This is a genomic window from Shewanella nanhaiensis, from assembly GCF_019457885.1.
Lineage (GTDB): Bacteria > Pseudomonadota > Gammaproteobacteria > Enterobacterales > Shewanellaceae > Shewanella > Shewanella nanhaiensis.
The window spans coordinates 106,575-128,137 of sequence record NZ_JAHZST010000013.1 but is presented as its reverse complement, the minus strand read 5'-3'; the positions used below and the strand labels follow the sequence as shown (position 1 = coordinate 128,137).

Below are 21,563 nucleotides of genomic sequence, written 5' to 3'. Positions count from 1 at the left end.
AATATAATTCAGATATAAAAATAAGAACTGTTTCCTTGGATATATATTTCAGGAGGAGGGCTATGGTTAGTCGTAGAAACTTAAAGCAGGAGCATGAACTTGCTGTGCTGAACTCTTTTGCCGACCACTTAAAGCTAGAGGGGAAGTCGCTTGAAATTTTAGAGCAACCAGATCCACCTGAAGCCATTGTTAACATAGATAAAATGAAAACTTGGATTGAGATCACCGATGCTTTTTTAGATGAGGAGCATGCTCGCAGCTTAATGAATAGTATCGCCGATGATGTCCCCCACATTGTTGATGAAACACGTGACGAGGCTGAGATTGAGCCTGATTTTCAATCTGTGGTTCATGGGGTGATTGCTAAGAAATATGATAAGAAAACCATGCTGCAAGCCCATAGAACATTCGGGCGTGGGATCTTACTCGTCGGTATCTTTACTCCGTTTAACTCTGCCAGTGGTATTGCCGATGAGGAGAGAGAGAACATACGTGAGCTGGTGGACAATAAAGCTAAGGCGATATTCGATAAAATCTATGTTTACGATGGTACCTTAGAGCACAAGTTTTATCTTCTGTTTGAGCAGTTATAACAGTACGAAAAGTATGGCTCGATAAACAGAGTTTACCGAGCCATATAATAAAGTGCTTTATGGTGTGTAGTAGGTTGCAGCGCCTGGGCCTACTGGGAAACCAAGTACGAATACCCAAAGGAAGAAGAAGCAGGTCCAACCGATAAAGAAGACGATCGAGTAGGGCAGCATGGTCGCGATTAGCGTTCCAATTCCTAAGTTCTTCTTATACTGCGAAGCAACCGCTAAGATCAGTCCAAAATAACTCATCATGGGGGTGATAAGGTTGGTCACTGAATCCCCAATACGATAAGCCGCCTGAATGGTTTCAGGTGCGTAGCCTACCAACATCAACATAGGTACAAAGATAGGAGCGGTTACGGCCCACTGAGCCGAAGCGCTACCGAGCATAAGGTTGATAAACCCACACATCATAATAAATAGTACAAATACCAGCGGGCCGGTTAGGCCGATGGCGTTTAGGGCATCGGCGCCAGATACCGCAAGTACTGCACCTAAGTTAGTCCATTTAAAGAAGGCAACGAACTGCGAGGCAAAGAAGACGAGTACGATATACATGCCCATTGAGCTCATGCTGTGGGACATGGCATCAATCACATCTTTATCACGCTTCATGGTGCCGACCACTTTACCGTAAACCAGACCTGGGATCGCAAAACAGATAAAGATAAAGGCCACAATCCCTTTAAGGAAAGGTGAGCCTGCAACTAGCCCTGTTTCTGGGTGTCTGAGGGGACCATTCTCTGGTACAACAGTTAGTGCGACGAGCGCAGATAGGACTACAATGGCGATGCCTGCCGCCTTTAGCCCTTTTTTCTCAAGTGCCGTTACTCCATCCATGGGCTGATTAGACAGGTCGATATTGGCCTCACTTGGATCGTATTTTCCAAGTTTAGGCTCGACAATCTTCTCTGTGACTAAGGCGCCCAAACCTGTGATAAGGAAGGTCGAGACAAACATAAAGTACCAGTTCACCTCAGGACCAACAATGTAGTCAGGGTCAATCATCTGAGCAGCTGCTTCTGTGATCCCTGAGAGCAGAGGATCGACGGTGCCCAATAGTAAGTTTGCACTGTAGCCACCAGAGACACCAGCAAAGGCTGCCGCAAGGCCTGCCAAGGGATGACGACCCAGAGAGTGAAATATCAAGGCTGCCATCGGGATAAGCACTACATAGCCAAGCTCTGAGGCGGTGTTAGATACAATACCTGCAAAGACGATGGTCAGTGTGACTAGACGTTTAGAAGCGCCCATTACGAGTGAGCGCATAGCCGCTGATAACATGCCAGAGCGCTCTGCGATACCGACACCTAAGAGTGCGACCAGTACGGTTCCGAGGGGAGTAAACCCTGTGAAGTTGGTGACAAGGTTTGAGACTATCATTCTCAAGCCTTCGGCGTTCATTAAGCTGACCACATGGATAAGTCCATCTTCGCTGCGGCCAGAGGCGCCAACAGGTCTTGGATCTGTCACGGTAAGCTCAAAATAACCAGCAATACCGCTGATCACGATTACGGCCATACAGAAGATGGCAAAGAGTGTAATGGGGTGGGGAAGTAAATTACCTAGGCGTTCGACAATATTCAGAAAGCGAACAAATGCGCCACTTTGTTTCTCAGGAGACCCTGAAGAGTTGAGATCTTGCGGCAAGCTCTCATCTTTATTCAATCCCATTTTTTATCCCTTTTATTATATTTTTACCGTCTGTGTACTAATTATCATTAGTCGCGGCTTTTTCTTACTCGAAATATCCGAGTGGACTCTTCATAGTGTCCTAGTTGCTTTAATTCAAACTTAATTTGGCTTAAAAATGGACGTAGAGAGGCGATAATATCACCATTATGGCTCCTTATTAGACTTCTTAAATTGGTTTGGTGTCATCTGGGTTCGACGTTTAAATTCGGTATAGAAGGAGGACTTGCTGTTATAACCCACCTCATAGGCGATATCTATGATGCTCATATTGGTATCGATGAGTAGATGTTGGGCATCTTTAATTCGGTATTGATTGATCAGATCGAAGTAGTTTCCTTGGGTTTGTTGATTGATGATCTGGGACAGGTGGTGGGTGCTGAGTTTTAGCTGTGAGGCTAGTTTGCCCAATGAGAGGGTTGAATCTTTGTAGATCCCTCTCTCCATCAATAAATTAAGATGATGGATCACCTCTTTTGCCAAATCAGTTGTTACCGATGAGCGGTATTGTTTATCCAGTGGGTCAGGTTCTGGGCTTGCTTGGCCTACCTCTTGTTGGAGCTCTTGTGCTTTTTTGGGGAGCAGCTGATGTAGATCGGCATCTGATATGAGCTTTTTTCCCAGCACTGGCAGATAGTAAAAGATCATACAGCTGATTGCTGTTATCACCAGAAGTATGGATGAGATCATCCAAGTAAATTGGTGTGGCAGTCGAAATAGAAAGAAGAGAAAAATCACGATAAAGCTGAGGCTTATTCCTAAAAATGCGCCCTTGAGTTTGTTCATCTCTCTGAGCACATCTTGCTTCTTATTATTGAGTTCTACATGCAGTTCTCGCCAGCTTAGGTAGAGGTAAAACAGGCCCAAGCTACTGAGAATAAGCAGACGAGAGAAGCGGATAGGCGTCATCGACAGGGGCCAAGATATCACCTCTTGAGCATAAACCTGTGAGAAGAAGTGGCTCTTACCTGCTTCATCCAAAAGGTTATAGGGCATCATGATAGCGAGATAGATAAATGGGATCACCAGATGTCTGGCATTTCTCCACTGAAACTCATCACTTAAACCAACACTGGCTTTGAAATAGAGATAAAAAAAGATAGGAACCGAGACTGATAGAGGGCCAGAGATTGAGATGATGTAGAGAAAACTCCCTCCCTCCTCAAAAATTGCCAGCTCGATCATCAAGCTTATCAAACCCACTAACATCAGTGAAAAGCAGAGCCGCGCCTTGGCATTTTGATGGGGCGTGGTGGCCGCATATCCCATCATAAAGAAACTCATTCCAACAGAGATAAGCAACAAGATTGTCATTAACTGCATCGCTTTCCTCTGCTCTACCTTGTGATGCCGATAAATGGCCTGTGTTACTGCCTTTTAACAATTTAAACACTAAAAATTGAGGTGTGAATTATAACCTTATGATTTTTATTGTAAATCAAAAAGTCCGAACGGGTCGGGGCGGTCGAGTAGAACCCACATAGATAATAAAGTAACAAATGGTTATCAAACCATGAACTTTTATTTTGATGAAGTGGTGTGCCCATGGAACTCACAGGGTGGCAGCTACCAGAGGTTTAATTGCGATGAAATATAATAATAAACAGAGACACCTTACACCTATCGCACTGGCATTAACATTTGCGTTAGCCGGTTGTAACAGCAGTGATAGTGAGCCAGAAGAGGAGGTTGTGTTACCAAGTAGCGCAAAAATTGAGTACACCTCCTTTGGTGTTCCCCATATTACAGCATCAGATTTTAAAGCCCTAGGTTATGGACAAGCTTATGCCCATGCTCAGGAAAATATGTGTACTCTGGCTGAGCAGATCGTTGAAGTTCGTGGAGAGCGAGCGCTGACTTTTGGTGCCGGAAACGGTAACTCAAATCTCATCACAGATTTTGGAACTCAAGCCTTAAATATCTATAGTGATGCAGAAAACTCCATTGAGGGGATGACCGAGGAGCAGCTTGACTTGCTAACAGGTTACGCGGATGGGTTTAATCAGGCGGTGATCGATAAAGCGGGCTCACAAAACTACCCCTCTCCCTGTCGTGGGGTCGATTGGATACCTGAAATTACCGTGACCGATCTGCAAGCTTATCATCTTAAGTTAGCGCTATTTGCCAGTGGTGGTGCATTAAGTGCGCAAATTGCGACAGCCTCGCCCACCACGAGTGAAAAGGCACTAGGGCAAACTTTTAATGAGATCGCCGCTCAAAACGAAGGCTTGGGCAGTAATGGCTGGGCGCTAGGCCGTGATAAAACCGAATCTGGTAGTGGCATGCTGCTCTCTAATCCACATTTTCCCTGGGGTGGTAACCTGCGATTTGTGGAGAACCATTTGAAGATCCCCGGTGAGATGAATGTTACCGGCGTCTCTTTTGTTGGTGTCCCAGGAGTATTAATCGGCTTCAATGAGCATGTTGCTTGGACTCATACCGTCTCTCAATCTAAGCGTTTGACTACCTACCGCCTGACGTTAGATCCTGCCGATCCGACCCGTTATCTCTATGATGGTGAGTATAAGCAGATGACGAGCCAAGATTATAGCGTCTCAGTTAAGAATGAAGATGGCAGTCACTCTGAGGTGAAAAAGACCCTCTACTCTTCTCATTATGGCCCCATGATTGGCTGGTATCCTGATGGCAGTGCTGTGACCTATCGCGATGCGAATCTCAATAACGGCAATATGGTTAGTCAATGGTTTGCCATGGGACGAGCGACCTCAATTGAGGAGTTTGAAGCGGCCTTTGCGACCTACCAAGGGATCCCTTGGGTCAATACCATGGCCACAGATAATAAAGGTAATGCCTTCTATATCGATGGCTCAAGAGCACCTAACCTGAATGCGTTTGCGCTGGTTCTGCTAAAGGACTTTGTTAATAACGATCCTGTAGGTAAGGCGTTGTGGCAAGGCGGTCGTGGTCAGCTTGTACTCGATGGCAGTATGTCACTGTTTGAGTGGATAGATACTGGCACTACACCTATTCCTGGCGTTGTTCCTTTCGAGCGTGCGCCCAAAGCTATGCGTAGTGATTATGTTTTCAATGCTAATAGTAGTCATTGGCTTACCCATGGCACTGAGCCGTTAGAGGGGTACTCCCTTGTGTATGGCCCAGAGCAAACGATCCGTAGCCCTCGTACCCGTATGAATGCCACTATGTTAGAGGAGCATTCACCTCTAGGGATCTCAGGTGCTGACGGTAAGTTCAATATTGATGAGCTTAAAGGAGTGGCTACCAGTGAGCGGGCACAAGTTTCTGAACTGCTTAAAGATCAGCTGGTGGAGCGCTGTACAGGAGTAACGGATATTACTCTTGAGAGTCAGGAGGTTGTGGATATCTCTGCTGCGTGTACCACATTAGCAAATTGGGATGGTCTATATCGTAATGAGAGTCAGGGGGCTCATGTTTTCAGAGAGTTCCTTAAAGTGTTTGATGTGGGTGGTGAGCAAGCCTTGAGTGATAGTCTCTTTAGCAAAGGCTTTAATGTCAAAAGGCCTATAGCAACACCTTATCAGCTGATGGAGCATGAAGGCAGCAGTAACAGCGATCCTATCCTGCAAGCGTTAGCTGGCACGGTCAAGCATCTTGCTAGTGTGAATATTCCACTGTCTGCGCCACTAGGCTCAATCCAATATCATATGAAAAATGATGAGAAAATTGCCATTCCCGGCGGTGGAACCATAGATGGAGTCTTTAATATCAACACAGGTAGCAGTGCTAAGGTTGCCAGTTATGGTTACCCAGTATTCCATGGAGCGAGCTGGTTAATGGCACTGGAGTTTACAGAATCTGGACCTCAAGCTGAGGCCTTCTTAACCTATGGTCAGTCACACGACCCCGAGTCTGAGCACTTTGTGGATCAAACTCGTCTGTTCTCTAAGGGGGAGTGGCGACCTGTTGTGTTTACTGAAGCGCAGATTGAAGCTGATTTGGTTGATACGATTGAGTTAACTTTAGATTAAATCAAGCTTGTTGGTGTTTATAGGGCGTACTCTGCAGAGTGCGCCCTTTTTTTCGATTTTTAGGCAAAAAAAATGGACCCATGCAGGTAGAAGCATGAGCCCAAAAAAGGGGATGATGGTGATGCAATTAACCTCTAGATATTATCTAAAAGCTAATTATTTGGTTGAGTCTAATATAACGATAACTGTCTGAACCGAGACTGAATGAGATATTCAAGTTAGTCATAATTTAATTATGACGTTACCAGTATTTTAGGCTGGATTTAGTTTGTGCTTATCGTTTAGCGGATAAAAAAAATGGCCTCTGGGATAGAGGCCTAAGTAAGACACGATTAATAAGCGTCCTTGGTGGGATAGAGAGATATTAAGCGTTATTGCCTGTACGACTGCTGAATAATGATACAGAAGCGAAAACTATTTTGTTATTGAGTATACAATCCCCCTCTAATAAGGATTATCTTAGCTTTAGTTAGGCTTTAAGCACTGTGAACTTGGCTTTTTTTGAGGTGGTGGTTATTTTTTACCGTTTCTACTTTTTGTTTAGTATTACTGTTAACAAAGGGTTACACTATTTCTTGCTTAATAATTTATTTTAAATCGTAATTAAAGGCATTAATTACTGATTTAACTTTATCGGGTTCGTTTATTCGGGTTTAACTAACCTAGAAAGGCTTTTTTAGTCTGACTATTTTGAAATATGCACAATTAGCACCCTCTTTAATTCGGTTTTTCTAGTTGATAAATCGCTGGAAATAGTGGGAAAAATAGGTGATGGTAGTGGGTTGTGGCTCGATAAAGATTGAAGATCTGGATAAAAAAAATAAAAGCAATAAAGAACAATAAGGACATAGTATGGATGGAGTGTTATTAGGTTTAGGTCTGGTCGTGATTATTGCCTACCTTTGGTATGTCAGCTTGGTCAAAAAGCGCAATGCCGGGCGTGAGGCACTGTCAGGCATAGATGTACAACTGAAGAAAAGGGCTAATGTCGTTCCTAATATTTTAACGATCGCTAAGAAGTTTATGGATCATGAGAAATCACTTCTTACTGAGATCACAGAGTTAAGAGCCCAAGTTACTAATAGTTATGACAACAGTGATGCCACGGAGATTAAGCAACATCTGGCGGCTGCTGAACGCCTTAATAGCAAGATGGGGCAGTTGATGGTAACGGTAGAAAACTATCCTGAGCTTAAGTCTGACAATACCATGCTTCAGGCGATGCAGACCTATAATGAGGTTGAGGCGCATATCTCAGCAGCGCGTCGTTTCTATAATGCCTCGGTGACAGAGTTGAATAATGCGGTGGAGATCTTCCCCGGTTCAATTATCGCTTCGATGGCGAATATTAAGGTGATGCCTTTTTATGAGGCCGATGAAGCCGCTAAAGCGCCAGTTAATGCCGCAGATTTCTTGAATTAATCTTAATTGCGGCCCTTGGCCGTAAGCTTCACTGAGTTTAAATGAATATTGTTAGTTTTATTTTTGGGGCGCCGATTAAGCCTAAACGTCAGTCTAAACCTCTCGTTGCTGTCGGTGATGAATTAACCTCGCTGCAGGCTCACTATGATGAACATATTGAGCCATTAACCCGTAAATTTGAGAATCGCCGTGTTGCTAGTTTAAAGGCCCTTAGACAGCGACTGTATATGAGCTTGGCTATATTTGTTGGTATCTTTACTGTTTCGGTGCTTATCGATAACCAACAGAGGTTAGGGCTTCCTTGGCCGTTTTTTCTTCTTCCTCTTATCCCCTTAATCTGGTGGTCCTCACGACCGGTTTCACGTTATAAATCCGATGTAAAAGAGCGAGTCTTCCCTAAGATATTTCGCTATTTCGGTGATGATTTTATCTTTAGTTCTACCCACCAAATGAGCCTCTCGGCGTTAAAACGCTCTAAGCTACTCCCCAGTTATGATAATGCGAGTTTTGAGGATTATGTTCAGGGAACTTATAAAGGGGTAGAGATAGCTATTAATGAGCTTGAGCTAACCAAAGAGGTGAAGCGGGATAAACGTAGTGAGACACAAACTGTATTCAATGGGGTGATGGTGCAGTTGAGCTGTCATAAACCTTTTACTGGTCATACTGTGGTGGTGAAAACTCGGGGAGGATTGATCAACTTCCTTTCGGATTCTTTTAAAAGCCTCTCTCGAGTAAAACTTGAAGATGTTAGGTTTGAGAAGCAGTTTGATGTGTTCTCTTCAGATCAAATTGAAGCTAGGTATCTGTTGACGGTGACCTTTATGGAGCGGCTTCAGGAGTTGGCTAGCTGCTTCAGTGGCAAGATACAGTGCGCATTTTATGATGATAAGTTACTTATCATGTTGGCAAGCAGTGAGGATAGGTTTGAGCTAGGCTCCATCTTTCATGGCGCCACCTTTGAGTATGAGTTCAGTCAGATTAACAAAGAGATGCGTCAGTTATTTGCTATGATTGAAGTACTCAAACTCGATGAATATACGGGCCTATAGATGATATTAGCATATAGAGAGATAAGCCTGTTTAGGGGGATGCAGATACTCTTTGTTTGTCTAGTCACCCTACATTCTCTCTCTACGCAAGCTGCAGATAAGCCTCACTATAAAGCGAGCCGCTCAGAGAGTGGTTTAGTTGTGACGGGGCAAGTTAATGAGCTAGCCTCTGAATCTGTTGGCATCAAAATGTTAGATAACAGCAGTGCTCAGATCATCAACAGCTCCTCAACCTCCCTTAATCGCTCAGCAGTGGCCCCTAGGCCTGAAAAGAGAGCTCAAGCTGTATCATCACGCCATGTGCTGGATAACTCCAGTGCTGGAAAGCAGTACCGCCTTGAGACGACTTCTGATGATCGAGTGAAAGTTTATCAGTATCAGGATGAGAATGGTGTGGCCGTGTTTACCGACCACGCCCCAGGTGCGAGCGAGTATCAGGTGATTCTTTATGATTGTTACGCCTGTCGACCAGACTCAGATCTTGATTGGAAAAAGATGCCGCTTTATTCGAAGCGTTTCGATGATCTTATTCAACTTGCGGCGAGAAACCATCAAGTTGAACCCGCTTTAATCCGCGCTGTTATCCATGCTGAGTCTGCCTTTAATGTCTATGCTATCTCCAAAACTGGTGCCATGGGCTTGATGCAGTTAATGCCGGAAACTGCAAAGGAGCTTGGGGTCAAAAATGCTTTTAAACCTGAGCAAAATATTGATGGTGGAGCTCGGTATTTAGCTAAGATGCTTAAACGCTTCGATGGGGATATCGAGCTAGCCTGTGCGGCTTATAACGCAGGCCCAACAAGGGTCACCGAGCATAAAGGGATCCCACCATATCCTGAGACCATAGCGTATGTTGAGCGAGTTAAAATACTGCTAAAGCGTTATCAGAGCTTAGGGTGATCTCAGTGTGGGCAGAGCGTGATCTAGCTTTAAAATAGGCGGCATTAAGCTGTACTCAACTCCCTATCTGACTCTATGGCTGAGTTAAGATGTCTCCAGACCATAGGGGCGACAACGGCAAAAATCACTAAGTTAGATACCGGCATCGCCAACCATACTCCATTTATCCCAAATACCTTAGGAAGGATAAAGAGGAAGGGCAGTTGAACCACCATATTACCAACAGATATCCACAGGGACCTCCCACCTTGGTTTACGGCCATAAAATACATGATCGCCAGCACCACAAACCCATCGAGAAACATCGCAAATAGATGCAGTTGAATACCAATTATTGTCTCTGTCATCAAGGCGCTATCTTCACTGTTAAACAGCCCAATAATGGCCTCGGGAAACAGGTTTAAAATCAGCACCCAAAGCAGGCCCGCAGAGATTGAGACCTTAGCGGCAAGCTGAAACATACGTTTGATGTTTTTGGGCTCCCTTGCGCCGAAAAAGAAACTGACGGGAGGTTGCATCCCCTCACCGAGTCCCTCTGCGACAAAGTAGTAGAGCACCATTAGATAACCAACAATCGCAAATGCCCCGACGGTTAATGAAGATCCATACTCCATAAATAGCCGGTTGTGGAGCGCAAACACGAAGCTGGTATACAGGTACATGACAAAACTTGAGGCGCCCAATATCATGATCTGTCCGGCTAGTTTTGGACTAAAAATGAATGCAGAGGCGTTAAATTTGAAGTCTGTTTTTGATGAGATAAAGTAGCCTATCCCTAAAATAGACACAGATATCTGGGCCGAAATAGTGGCGATGGCTGCGCCATGAAGTGCCATATTAAATTGCACTATCAGCAGATAATCGAGCACGATATTTAAGCATGCGCCCATGACCATCAGGCCGGTGGCGATATTGGGGCTTTCATCATTGCGAACCAGAATGGGGATCGCAGCTGCGAGAATCGTAAATACTAAAGACCAAGTAAAGGGAGTGGTATATTGCTGCGCCATCAGTAGGGTTTGCCCGCTACCGCCTTGCATGAGCAATAGGGTGTCGACACTAAAATTTAATATGATAGAGCCGATTAACCCAAAGCCAATAACGAGCAGAAGAGCGCTGGCTAAGGTGCTGTTTACTTTGGTTGATACTGAGTTTTTTTCATCGGCAGTTAGGCTATTCTCACCGCGATTGATGGAGAGTAAGCTGCCTGAGCCCATGCCTATCATTAGACCAATACCAGCGAAAATATAGATGATAGGCCAAGCCATGTTAATACCTGCTAGCCCTTGGTATCCAACGTACTGGCCAATAAAAATACCATCAACAATTTGATATAGACCATTGACCAGCATCGCCGCAACCGAAGGGATGGCGTAACGCCAAAATGTTCGGCTGATTGAGCTTGGTGTCTGATCTGATGGTGATTGATAGCTGTGCATGAGTTTCTACTGGTATTAATGGGTAGCGATAGAGTATCTTCAAATTTCGGATTGAATAAGTTAGTTAGTATCCGCTTATCGGATAGGTAGTTTAGGGATTGGTAATGATAGTGATAGGGGGAGTAGAGTGAATTGGAGTTTGTATCAGCTGGAAGCTTTTGTTCTATCTGTTAAATATGGTTCGTTCTCAGCAGCAGCAAGAAAGCTGGGGAGAGCACAGTCACGAATTAGCACAGCCATTGGTCACCTTGAAGATGATCTAGGTTTTGAGCTGTTTGATCGCAGTGCCAGACTCCCTGTTTTGACCCCTTGCGGTGAAGATATGTTTATTGAAGCCCAAGCTGTACTGCAGCAGTGCCAGCGTCTTGAGTCTCGCGCCATGACGCTATCAACGGGGCAGGAGATAAGCCTGACAGTTGCCATGGATGAGGCGGTGCCGATCAATGCATTTGAGTCTCTGTTTGAGCAGGTATCGATAAAATTTCCGCTGCTAAAACTCACTATCATCAATGGTTCACAAGATGATATCGGCTTGTGGGTTGATGAGGGAAAAGCCGATATGGGCATCTTATTTCACTCTCGCAACGAACTGCCTGAATCGTTGGAGTTTATGTCCATCGGCCAGTTTAAGCAGTCTTTGATTGTATCGGTAAATCATCCTCTTGCTCAGTACCCGGCACCTAAAATTAAAGAGTTAAATCAGCACCGACAGCTAGTGATCCGTGATCGAATGGGGGATAAGCAGGCAAAATCACTCGCCGCTAACCATTGGTATATCGACAGTTACTACTATATGACGGCTCTGGTTATTCGTGGAGTAGGTTGGGCACTGGTTCCTGAACATATCGCCGATAGTGAGTGGTATTCAGATGATATCGTGACTCTATCAACTGAGCATATTCCCTCTCCATTACTGGTTGAAATAGGCGTCGTTAATCGGCGGGATCAAGCTTATGGCCCTGTAATGGAGTGGATCTTTTTAGAAATTGAGTCCATGTTTAAGAATAAAGTGAATAATTACAGTAACAAGTCGGAATCCCCTTAAAGAAGATTGGAAGTAGAAACAGAGATTAGGGGGGTGATAAGGTGAAAGTATGCTAACTGGTTTGAAGCAACAACTTATAGAGCTTGAACTTTATCTGCTTAAGTCTGAAGTCAGATCTTCGGCAGAGGAGCTTGCTAGATTGATCCACGATGATTTTTTAGAGTTTGGTGGCTCAGGTATTCGCTTTGGCAAGGAGGAGGTATTGATGAGGCTGCCTAAAGAGAGGTGTCCTGAGTTTTGCGCTACCGATTTTGAGTTAAGGGTGTTAGCACCGGATCTGGCTCAACTGCTTTATCGTGCGTCCATGATTAAACCCGATGAGTTTATTACACGCTACTCTCTGCGCAGCTCCCTTTGGAAAAAAAGTGGAGACAATTGGCAGATGATTTTTCATCAGGGCACGCCCTGTGAAGCATTTTAAGCCTTTATTTCTAGATGAAAAAAGAGCCAGCTTAAAGCTGGCTTGTTAATACTATTCAGGCACTTCTTGCTTGATGGTGGTTTTGCCACCGCCTTGATTTAACAAAGGTGAAAGATATTCAAGTATCTCACTTGCCTTAGTATCGAGCTGCCAAGGTGGGTTAATGATCCACAAGCCCGCTGCAGTCATACCAAATTCGTCGCTGTCGGCTCTGATCGCTTGTTCGATCCTAAGCTGATTTTTAATGCCGCTTTGAGCGAGAATTTTTAGCATACCCTCTGTTTGTGCGCGGTTAACCACCGGATACCAAAGCATGTACACCCCGGTCGCAAACTTCTTGTGGGCCTTGATAATTGCATTGGGCACATCTTGATAATCAGTTTTTATCTCATAACTTGGGTCAACTAAGATAACCCCGCGTCGCTCGCGAGGAGGAACCGCAGCGATTAACCCTTTTAAGCCATCATCTTTGACGACGCGAATATGGCGGTCACCAGTGAACTGCTCCTCAAGCAGAGCATGATCAGCACCGTGAAGTTCATGGAGCACCATGCGCTCTTTTTCATAGCGATTCATATCGACAAATGCTGGTGAGCCAGGATAGAAAGAGAGTTCTGACTTGCCTTGGTTGAAGTGAGCCACATCCGCAATGTACTCAGCCAGTGGCTCAGGCAGATCCTCTTTTCCCCATAACTTAGCCACGCCCTCTAAATACTCACCTGTCTTTTGGGAAAACTGATCCGTTAGCGCGTAACCGCCAGCGCCAGCGTGAGTATCGATATAGGCGAATGGGGTTGGTTTCTTATGCATCAGTTTTAGCACTTGCAGTAAAACAGAGTGCTTTAATACATCGGCATAATTGCCTGCATGGTAACCGTGGCGATAACTCAGCATGATGATTCCTAAAGGGTTTCGGCATAGCGATAAGCTGGATATCGTTAAAGGATAACTGAACTTGGCTTTGCGAGATTAATTTGGGTACGGCAAATATTGCCTGATTTGACGGATTATAACCCAAACGCTTTAAAATATATCTCCTGAAGGGAGCTTTTGGCATAATAGAGGGATAATCACGCTAGATCGAGCCACAGTGACCCAAGTTAATCAAACTAAAACCAGTTATGGCATCTTCTTTAATCGCCATTATCCCACTATCGAGTCTGCTTGCGAGCGCTGGGACCTTGTTTATGATGCCAATGCTGAGTTTGAACTGGTATTTGAAGATAATATTCTGACTCTTATAAAACGAGATGAGCCTAAGTTGAAAGGGATCTCGGTCGATTTTGTGTCTGGTGCCGTGGCGCACAGACGCAAATTTGGTGGCGGTCGAGGTCAATCTATCGCGAAAGCGGTTGGGCTTAAACAGGGGGTTAACCCCAGTGTTGTCGATGGCACCGCAGGGCTTGGACGCGATGCGTTCGTGTTGGCGAGCTTAGGTTGCAAGGTCACTATGGTTGAGCGTCACCCAGTGGTGGCGGCTCTGCTAGAAGATGGTCTGCGCCGCGCCTATGAAGATGCGGAAATTGGGGACTGGATGCGTGAGCGTATGAGCCTGTTTCATGGCTCGAGCATTGATTCATTAGCAGACGCAGCGCACTCGTCAAATACAGAGGTGGACGTGGTCTATCTAGATCCCATGTATCCCCACCGCGAGAAATCTGCCTTAGTTAAAAAAGAGATGCGTGTGTTCCAATCTTTAGTTGGCGCCGATCTCGATGCCGATGGCCTACTCACCCCTGCAATGGCGCTCGCCAGTAAGCGAGTCGTCGTAAAACGTCCCGATTATGCTGAAGACTTAGATGGCATTAAGCCAAGCATGGTGATCGCTACCAAGAAAAACCGCTTCGATGTCTATGTTAAAGCGGCGATGACGGCTTAAGTTTCCGTTTAATCTGTTCGGCTTATTCTGGTATTTGTTGCGATAAAATAGGTGAGTAAGCTAAAGAGGGTAATACCAAGAGCATCGGCGGCTAAGTCCATCATATCTAATGTTCTTGTGGGTATCAGCCCTTGGCTTAGCTCCTCCATCAGAACAAACAGGCTAACAGCTATGCTGCCCCAGTAGAGCTTAAATCTTCCTATTGAAAGGGTTCTACAGCGGGAAGCTAAGTTAGCAAGCAGGGTGAGTAATCCAAATAATCCGAAGTGGCCAAGTTTGTCGCCATAAGGTAAGGGTTGGATAAGATCAAAAAACAGATTACTGCTTCCTGTATTTGCTTGATAGATGGCCCATAGAATAAAAACAAAAAAGCCTAATGCTATGCTTACTGTGAGTTTGTAGAACACGTGCCTAAATCCTTTTTACCTCTTCATTGGCCTCATTGTGACAACTACCCTGCATATGTACAGTGAATGAAAGTTCACGATTAGGAGGAAATGAGGTTTTGATTTAAATTGGTTGAATATTTAGCCTAATATTAATACTAGAAATTTTAATTCTGATTGAGGTCGATGATGATTAAACAAGGGGAGAGAGTTCCAGATGGCGCCATGTTGGGTGAGCTGACTCATGAGGGGATGTTGACTCATTGTGTGACCGATCTTTTTGCTGGTAAAAAGGTGGTACTGTTTGCCGTCCCAGGGGCTTTTACACCAACTTGCTCTCAATCACATCTGCCGGGATTTGTGGTGTTGGCCGATCAGTTTAAGGCTAAAGACGTTGATATTATTGCCTGTGTTTCGGTGAATGATGCCTTTGTGATGAAGGCCTGGGGTGATAGTCAAAATGCATCTGAGATTATGATGCTGGCCGATGGCGATGCCAGTTTTACTAAGGCGGTTGGTCTGCAGATGGATACGGCTGGCTTTGGAGGCATACGTTCTCAGCGTTATGCCATGGTGCTAGAGAATGGTGTGGTTACCGAACTTAATGTAGAAGCGCCTAAGATGTTTGAAGTGAGTAAGGCGGAAGTTATTCTGGATCTGCTTTAAACCTAGATGCTTGTCTGTATATAGGAGCTTTAAAGCTCCTTTTTTTGTTTAGGCTGCTTTTAATTCTTTCTTCTCTATACCTAAGCTTAGCTTAAGGGAAGCCAGACTTGAGCATGGAGTCCTCCCTCGGCTCTATTGGTGAGTATCACCTCGCCTTGGTGGCGATCGACAATACGTTTGATAATAGCTAGCCCGAGTCCAGAGCCTACACTGCCTCGGGCAATATCTCCCTGCGTAAAAGGCTGAAACAGTTCGGGGATCTGATCTTCAGGTATACCTGGGCCATTATCTTCGACACTAAATCCGACTCGCTTGCCGTCAAAGTGGGAGCTTAACTTGACCCAACCTTGGCCATAACGGAAGGCGTTTTCAACTAAGTTACTGAGAATACGCTTAATGGCAATGCCCTGCATGGGGATATCTGGGCAAGTGGCGAGCTCAACCTCAATTTTGCCTTCACGGTTTGACTCTGCTTGCACTACGTCCTGAATCAGGTAGTTGATCTGCTCCTGCTCTCGGGTGCTCTCCTGATCTTGACGGATATAGGCGATAAACTGGTTAATGATGGCATCCATATCTTCGATATCGTGGACTATGCCATCTTTAAGGTATTCATCCTCCTCAACCATCATCTCTGAAGCGAGACGAATACGGGTCAGTGGGGTGCGAAGATCGTGGGAGATCCCCGCCATCAACAAGGCCCTGTCTTGCTCGAGCTGCTTCATGCTGTGGGACATCTGGTTGAAGGCGTTGGTAACTTCGACAATCTCAGTCGAACCATTGAGTGGTAGCGGTTTAGGATAATCTCCCATTGAGACCAAGATCGCCGCTTTTTGTAGACGCTTTAAAGGCCTGTTTTGTTGTCTGGCGAACCACCATCCGCCAGCAACACTGAGCGCGCCTATGACCATTAAATAGAGAGTGAGAGGGGAGAGATCGTATTCATTGAAGCCCGTTAGCGGAACCTTTATCCAGATTGATGGCGCTTGTGGAGGACGGATCCAGATCTCAAAATCATCGCCTTGGGCGATTCTTACTTCAGCCTTGCCACCTAAGTGCTCTGACATCTGAGATGATAGAAAGCCATAGTAAGTGGTCTGCTCTATGCCTGCCGCTCGTGCTTGTTTCTGATTATATATCTTCATACCATCGCCGCGAACTTTCGCATTGAGGGCATCAACCATGGTTAGGTGTTCACGGCCAACATCGACACCGTCGACGAATAGTAGCTTCACCTGACGGGCAATCAGTTGGTTAATTTGCTGATAGGTTGGCTGAATAAAGTAGGTGGCTACAGAGAGGTAAGATACTAATTGGTTGATCAGCAGTAGGCAGCCAATTAGCATCACAGTTTGACTGAATGAACTACGGGGAAGGATCTTTTTTAACCACTTCACTCAGAACTACCTTATGGTTTAGATTTATTCGGCCAATGAATCTATTGATCTATCGACGAGCAGCGCCATCGGGAACAAAAACATATCCCAGTCCCCACACTGTTTGGATATATCTAGGATTAGCCGGATCTTTCTCAATCAGGCGTCGTAGACGTGATACCTGAACATCGATTGAACGCTCTAGAGCCGAATAGTCACGTCCGCGAGCCAAATTCATTAGCTTGTCACGGGAGAGTGGCTCTCTAGGATGGCTGACCAGCACTTTGAGTACGGCAAATTCACCGCTGGTAAGAGAGATAGCCTCTTCACCATGGTACATCTCGCGTGTTGCCAGGTTAAGAGCAAACTCACCGAAGGTGATCTCCTCCTCCTGTTGAGTCGGAGCCCCTGGAACATCTTGGGTTTGACGACGCATTACCGCTTTGATTCTGGCAAGTAGTTCACGAGGATTAAAGGGTTTTGGTAGGTAATCATCGGCGCCAAGCTCTAGACCGATAATGCGGTCTACTTCGTCGCCTTTAGCGGTCAACATCACAATAGGAATAGGGCTACCATTTTGGCGTAGTCGACGACAGATTGAGAGACCATCTTCCCCTGGCAACATGAGGTCTAACACTAGCAGGTGAAAATTCTCACGTTCGAGCAGTCTATCCATCTGCTCAGCGTTGGCGGCACTGCGAACTTGATAACCTTGCTCCATTAGATAACGTTCGAGTAAGGCTCTTAGCCTCATATCATCATCTACAACGAGTATTTTAGAGGTTTCCTGTCCCATGCTTATTATCCTTTTGATAGGGATCCGATGGTAATCGGTAGCCAACTGGCTGATATTGAATACGAATATTTATTATAGGGCTAATATAGCCGTTTTTCCCCATCGAAGACCAGAGGTGATTTAGCCAAGCCTGCTTCTGTTATCAATCTGTTTCTTTGTTAAACACTGTTAACATGTTGAATTATAGGTTTAAGTTTACTGTATTGCTAGTTGGCAACCGAAATTGTAACTAAATTGAAATGAAGAGGTATGGAGGCATAATAGCGCTATGGGGGCTAAGAAGTGTGAGGTTTAGGGCGGAAGTCGGTCATCATTTTAGGTGCTTGTATCCGAATGCATAGCTTAGTAAAGTAACTGGTATGATAGCTAAATAGCATAATGCTCTTTAGTAGGGTTGACGCTAGGAAAGGAAGGAAATTACATGTCGATCACGATTAAACGACCAGTTGAACGAAAAAAATTATCGGAAAGAGTTGAGGATGAACTCGAAGAGATGATCCGTCAGGGGGAGTTTGCTGTAGGCGATATGTTGCCGTCTGAGCGTGATTTGATGACTGCATTTGGTGTTGGCAGGCCTTCAATTCGAGATGCGTTATCATCCCTGTCCCGTAAAGGCTTAGTGAAAATAAGCAGTGGAGAGAGAACCCGAGTGACCCGTCCCTCTGCCGATACGATTATTGCAGAGCTGTCGGGGATGTCTAAAGACTTCTTGAATCAGCCCGATGGTACTCGATATTTCGATCAGTTAAGGCAGTTTTTTGAGTCGAGTTTAATACGTTATGCGGCCGAACATGCTACAGATGAGCAGATTAAAGAGCTGGAATATGCCTTAACACTAAACCAGAAAGCCATCGATATTAATGCCCAGTTTAAGAAAACTGATATTAACTTTCACCGAATTATTGCAACTATACCGGGTAACCCTATCTTCTTAGCTATTCATCAAGCTCTGGTTGATTGGGTCATAGATATACGACCTGATAAAGCTGACTCCAAAGGGCTAAATCAGAAGAGCTATGAAGATCATGCTGCCATAGTGGAAAGAATTAAGGCCCATGATGTGGAAGGTGCTGATGCTGTATTGATGAAACATCTGCAAAAAGCCTATGACTTATCCTACTCTGAATAGTCCTCACAGCTAAACGTAAGGGCCTTTGGGCCCTTTTCTATCTCTTTTGCCCAATTTTTCCTCTAAAAAAATGTCATTAATTGTCACTAACTGGTTAACAAACTGTAGCCTTATTTAGTTCTAGCTGGTATAACAGGTATACAGCGTAAAATATGTACACTTGGTGAAAATATGAGTTGTTTTTTAAGGCGATGCCTCCTGTTATCCATGATCTTGTTTCCAGTTCTTGCCTGCGCAGAGGTACGTCTTGATTGGAAAAGTGTGGAAGGGGGGCATCTTCTTAATGAGGTTGAGGTATTTGATGGTGCTTTTTTAGGCTCGGCTTCTGGCTCACTAATTCTTTCAACGGGTGCCAGTTTATCGGGGGGGGAGCATGGTTCAATATCTAATGAGGAGCCGCTTTTAGTTTTTTGGAAAGATGTAAAAACCAGTCAGTGGAAAAAGAAGATAAGCCAGATCTATCATGATCTTAGTGGTAGTGCTGTTATTGAGCATAAATTTGGTTTGATCCTTGCTGGTGGTCATAACTCAGTATCTGCTTCTGACAAGGTATCTCTATTAGCTTGGAACCCTAAATCGGAAGAGTTAACCAAATATCCGCTTCCTTCTCTTCCTTATAAAGTGGCAACTAGCTCTGCTGTGATAATTGAAGAGAAGCTTTATCTTTATGCCTATCAGGAGGGAGAACGACCTAGTTTTTATCGTCTCAATTTAGCGGGTATTAAGGGAAAGCAAGTAGATAATCGTGTTGATATCAGTTTAATGGTTGATGAGCAGTGGGAGTTACTCACTCAGCTCCCTATTCCAGCGGAGAGTGATCTTAAGCTTACGGTACAAAACGATGGTTTTGGCGAGAAAGTGTACGGGATGTTTAATCAAGCACGAGATGGATCGGTTGCGGAGAAAGAGGCCAAAGCTGCGGAAGTGTGGAAGTTTGATCCTACTCGTTTGGAGTGGCAATCGGTTGGAGCAGTAAAGCTTGCCGAGAAGCTTATCTCTTCAAGATTTAATGCTGTAACGCCTTTAGGCCAGTCATATATCTTGGCGCTAATGGATGACGGTAAGATACTCTCTTTTAACGCGATTACGGCTCAGTGGAGCGAGTATAAGCAGCATTTATTATCATCTGAAAGTGAGTCAAAAAGCTCTAATACTCCTATCTTAGCCAAGGCTGTTGCTTCCCTTGACGGCGAACTCTACGTGTTAGCCCAGTATCAAGATGGAGAGCGAGATAGTAGCTCGTTATTGAGTTTGAGTGTCGAGAGTAAAGTACAAGATTTTGGCAGAATAAATATGACTGTACTGGTCGTCTATCTCGCACTGGTAGTTATGGTGGGTCTCTTCTTTGCGTTAAGAAATCATAATACCAATGATTATTTTAGAGGAGGGCAATCGATCCCTTGGTGGGCCGCGGCTTGCTCTATCTATGCCACCATGCTGAGCTCATTAACCTATGTCGCACTGCCCGCCATCGTTTATCAAACGAATTGGATTCTACTCGTTGGGATCTGGATGATCATTGTTGTTGCTCCTGTGGGGATCTATATTGCCATCCCTTTCTTTCGTCAAATCGATGCAACTAGTGCTTATGAGTACCTCTCTAAACGATTCAATATGGGAGTACGCTTATTTGCGAGCGCACTATTTACTCTGTTTCATATTGGGCGTATGGGAATAGTGATGGCGCTGACAGCACTGGCCTTGTCTGCCGTGACGCCACTAACCGCGGCTGAGAGTGTGATGATCATGGGAGTGTTATGTCTGTTCTATTGCACTATCGGTGGAATAGAGGCGGTGATCTGGACCGATACCGTGCAAACTATCATTTTACTTTTAGGTGCTCTTGTCTGCTTTGTCACTATTATATCTGGCATCGAAGGCGGTATATCGGGTTATATCGATATCGGTTTAAGTGGTGACAAATTTAAGGTCGTGGATGCTGACTTTAGCTTAAACAGCATCACGACACTGTCGCTCTGGGTGATTGTGATCGGTGGCATTGGGCAAAATCTAACGAGTTACACTGCGGATCAGGCTATTGTTCAGCGGTATATGGTGACGACCGACATTAAAGCGGCTGAAAAATCAATCTGGGCAAATGCCTTGATAGCTGGACCTGCTTCCTTGCTGTTTTTTGCCATTGGCACCGGATTATATGCTTTTTATTCCACTCATCCTGAAAAGCTGGATCCTAACTTACAGATAGATCAAATCTTCCCTGCATTTATCGCTACTGAGTTACCCGTTGGGTTTGCTGGGCTAATCGTGGCAGGTATTTTTGCAGCGGCACAATCCACGGTTTCCACAAGTATGAACTCCATTGCAAGTACCTTGGTGACTGATTTTATTAAGCCTTTTGATCTCGTTAAAACGGAAAAGGGGTATATGAGTGCTGCACGTTGGTTAACCTTCATCATGGGAGCCTTAGGGACAACTGCGGGGCTTATCTTTATTGATCCAGAGATCCGTTCATTAATGGAGGCCTATTTTAAAGTGATAGGTATGTTTATGGGGGCATTAGGCGGTCTATTTGTTCTGGGGGTTATGACTAAAAAAGCCAATGCCACAGGAGCCATGATTGGGATCTTATCTGGTGTGTTTATTATGGTTTGGGCTTGGAAAGCGGGATGGGCAAATGGTTACCTCTACGCGACGATTGGTATTCTCTCCTCTTTTATTATTGGTTATTTGGTGAGTTTACTTAAGCCTTGTGAGGATAAAGAGGTCGAAGGCTTGACCCTTTACACGATGAAAAAACCAGTAAACCAAGGTCATTAATGGGTAAAGGTTAGTCTTAGG

The 21,563-nt window shown here is 44.8% G+C and carries 18 protein-coding genes; 11 read left to right on the top strand and 7 right to left on the bottom strand.

Annotation, left to right across the window (positions count from 1 at the left end; translation table 11 throughout):
- The first annotated feature begins 62 nt into the window (after positions 1 to 62).
- The gene (locus K0625_RS17125) at positions 63 to 593 is read left to right on the top strand and encodes a hypothetical protein (protein WP_220110807.1); all 531 of its coding nucleotides are present in this window, start codon (positions 63 to 65) and stop codon (positions 591 to 593) included.
- 57 nt (positions 594 to 650) lie between these two features.
- Here the strand turns inward: K0625_RS17125 and K0625_RS17120 are convergent, their stop codons facing one another.
- The gene (locus K0625_RS17120) at positions 651 to 2,267 is read right to left on the bottom strand and encodes an AbgT family transporter (protein WP_220110806.1); all 1,617 of its coding nucleotides are present in this window, start codon (positions 2,265 to 2,267) and stop codon (positions 651 to 653) included.
- A gap of 165 nt (positions 2,268 to 2,432) precedes the next feature.
- The gene (locus K0625_RS17115) at positions 2,433 to 3,608 is read right to left on the bottom strand and encodes a helix-turn-helix domain-containing protein (RefSeq protein ID WP_220110805.1); all 1,176 of its coding nucleotides are present in this window, start codon (positions 3,606 to 3,608) and stop codon (positions 2,433 to 2,435) included.
- 263 nt (positions 3,609 to 3,871) lie between these two features.
- On the opposite strand from K0625_RS17115, the gene K0625_RS17110 reads away from it, so the two are divergent.
- From K0625_RS17110 to K0625_RS17095, 4 genes are all read left to right on the top strand, one after another.
- Complete coding sequence (locus K0625_RS17110) at positions 3,872 to 6,253, top strand: acylase (protein WP_220110804.1); 2,382 nt, start codon at positions 3,872 to 3,874, stop codon at positions 6,251 to 6,253.
- Positions 6,254 to 7,105: 852 nt separating this feature from the next.
- Positions 7,106 to 7,675: a LemA family protein gene (locus K0625_RS17105; RefSeq protein ID WP_220110803.1), complete on the top strand. Its 570-nt coding sequence runs from the start codon at positions 7,106 to 7,108 to the stop codon at positions 7,673 to 7,675.
- A 41-nt stretch (positions 7,676 to 7,716) separates the two neighbouring features.
- Positions 7,717 to 8,727 (top strand): DUF3137 domain-containing protein, encoded by a 1,011-nt coding sequence (locus K0625_RS17100; protein WP_220110802.1) that lies wholly within the window; start codon positions 7,717 to 7,719, stop codon positions 8,725 to 8,727.
- On the top strand, positions 8,728 to 9,627 hold the full coding sequence (locus tag K0625_RS17095; RefSeq protein ID WP_220110801.1) for a lytic transglycosylase domain-containing protein: 900 nt from the start codon (positions 8,728 to 8,730) through the stop codon (positions 9,625 to 9,627).
- A gap of 44 nt (positions 9,628 to 9,671) precedes the next feature.
- On the opposite strand, the gene K0625_RS17090 is transcribed toward K0625_RS17095, so the two are convergent.
- On the bottom strand, positions 9,672 to 11,066 hold the full coding sequence (locus K0625_RS17090; protein ID WP_220110800.1) for an MATE family efflux transporter: 1,395 nt from the start codon (positions 11,064 to 11,066) through the stop codon (positions 9,672 to 9,674).
- Positions 11,067 to 11,193: 127 nt separating this feature from the next.
- Between K0625_RS17090 and K0625_RS17085 the strand changes: the two genes are divergently transcribed.
- Positions 11,194 to 12,111, top strand: a complete 918-nt coding sequence (locus tag K0625_RS17085; protein WP_220110799.1) for a LysR family transcriptional regulator — start codon at positions 11,194 to 11,196, stop codon at positions 12,109 to 12,111.
- 49 nt (positions 12,112 to 12,160) lie between these two features.
- Positions 12,161 to 12,532 (top strand): nuclear transport factor 2 family protein, encoded by a 372-nt coding sequence (locus K0625_RS17080; protein ID WP_220110798.1) that lies wholly within the window; start codon positions 12,161 to 12,163, stop codon positions 12,530 to 12,532.
- Between the two features lie 51 nt (positions 12,533 to 12,583).
- Here K0625_RS17080 and K0625_RS17075 read toward each other — a convergent pair whose 3' ends face one another.
- Complete coding sequence (locus K0625_RS17075) at positions 12,584 to 13,426, bottom strand: 23S rRNA (adenine(2030)-N(6))-methyltransferase RlmJ (protein WP_220110797.1); 843 nt, start codon at positions 13,424 to 13,426, stop codon at positions 12,584 to 12,586.
- Positions 13,427 to 13,622: 196 nt separating this feature from the next.
- Between K0625_RS17075 and K0625_RS17070 the strand changes: the two genes are divergently transcribed.
- Positions 13,623 to 14,411 carry a class I SAM-dependent methyltransferase gene (locus K0625_RS17070; RefSeq protein ID WP_333473866.1) on the top strand — a complete coding sequence of 263 codons (789 nt, stop codon included), beginning with the start codon at positions 13,623 to 13,625 and terminating at the stop codon, positions 14,409 to 14,411.
- Between the two features lie 8 nt (positions 14,412 to 14,419).
- Here K0625_RS17070 and K0625_RS24615 read toward each other — a convergent pair whose 3' ends face one another.
- On the bottom strand, positions 14,420 to 14,818 hold the full coding sequence (locus tag K0625_RS24615; RefSeq protein WP_220110796.1) for a VanZ family protein: 399 nt from the start codon (positions 14,816 to 14,818) through the stop codon (positions 14,420 to 14,422).
- Positions 14,819 to 14,986: 168 nt separating this feature from the next.
- Here K0625_RS24615 and K0625_RS17060 point away from each other — a divergent pair, with 168 nt between their 5' ends.
- Positions 14,987 to 15,463 carry a peroxiredoxin gene (locus K0625_RS17060; protein ID WP_220110830.1) on the top strand — a complete coding sequence of 159 codons (477 nt, stop codon included), beginning with the start codon at positions 14,987 to 14,989 and terminating at the stop codon, positions 15,461 to 15,463.
- Between the two features lie 86 nt (positions 15,464 to 15,549).
- Here the strand turns inward: K0625_RS17060 and envZ are convergent, their stop codons facing one another.
- The gene (gene envZ / locus K0625_RS17055) at positions 15,550 to 16,860 is read right to left on the bottom strand and encodes a two-component system sensor histidine kinase EnvZ (protein ID WP_220110795.1); all 1,311 of its coding nucleotides are present in this window, start codon (positions 16,858 to 16,860) and stop codon (positions 15,550 to 15,552) included.
- Between the two features lie 49 nt (positions 16,861 to 16,909).
- Positions 16,910 to 17,635, bottom strand: a complete 726-nt coding sequence (gene ompR / locus K0625_RS17050) for an osmolarity response regulator transcription factor OmpR (RefSeq protein WP_220110794.1) — start codon at positions 17,633 to 17,635, stop codon at positions 16,910 to 16,912.
- Between the two features lie 421 nt (positions 17,636 to 18,056).
- On the opposite strand from ompR, the gene K0625_RS17045 reads away from it, so the two are divergent.
- Complete coding sequence (locus K0625_RS17045; RefSeq protein WP_220110793.1) at positions 18,057 to 18,764, top strand: transcriptional regulator NanR; 708 nt, start codon at positions 18,057 to 18,059, stop codon at positions 18,762 to 18,764.
- A gap of 171 nt (positions 18,765 to 18,935) precedes the next feature.
- The gene (locus K0625_RS17040; protein WP_232847149.1) at positions 18,936 to 21,542 is read left to right on the top strand and encodes a sodium:solute symporter; all 2,607 of its coding nucleotides are present in this window, start codon (positions 18,936 to 18,938) and stop codon (positions 21,540 to 21,542) included.
- The last annotated feature ends 21 nt before the right edge of the window (positions 21,543 to 21,563 follow it).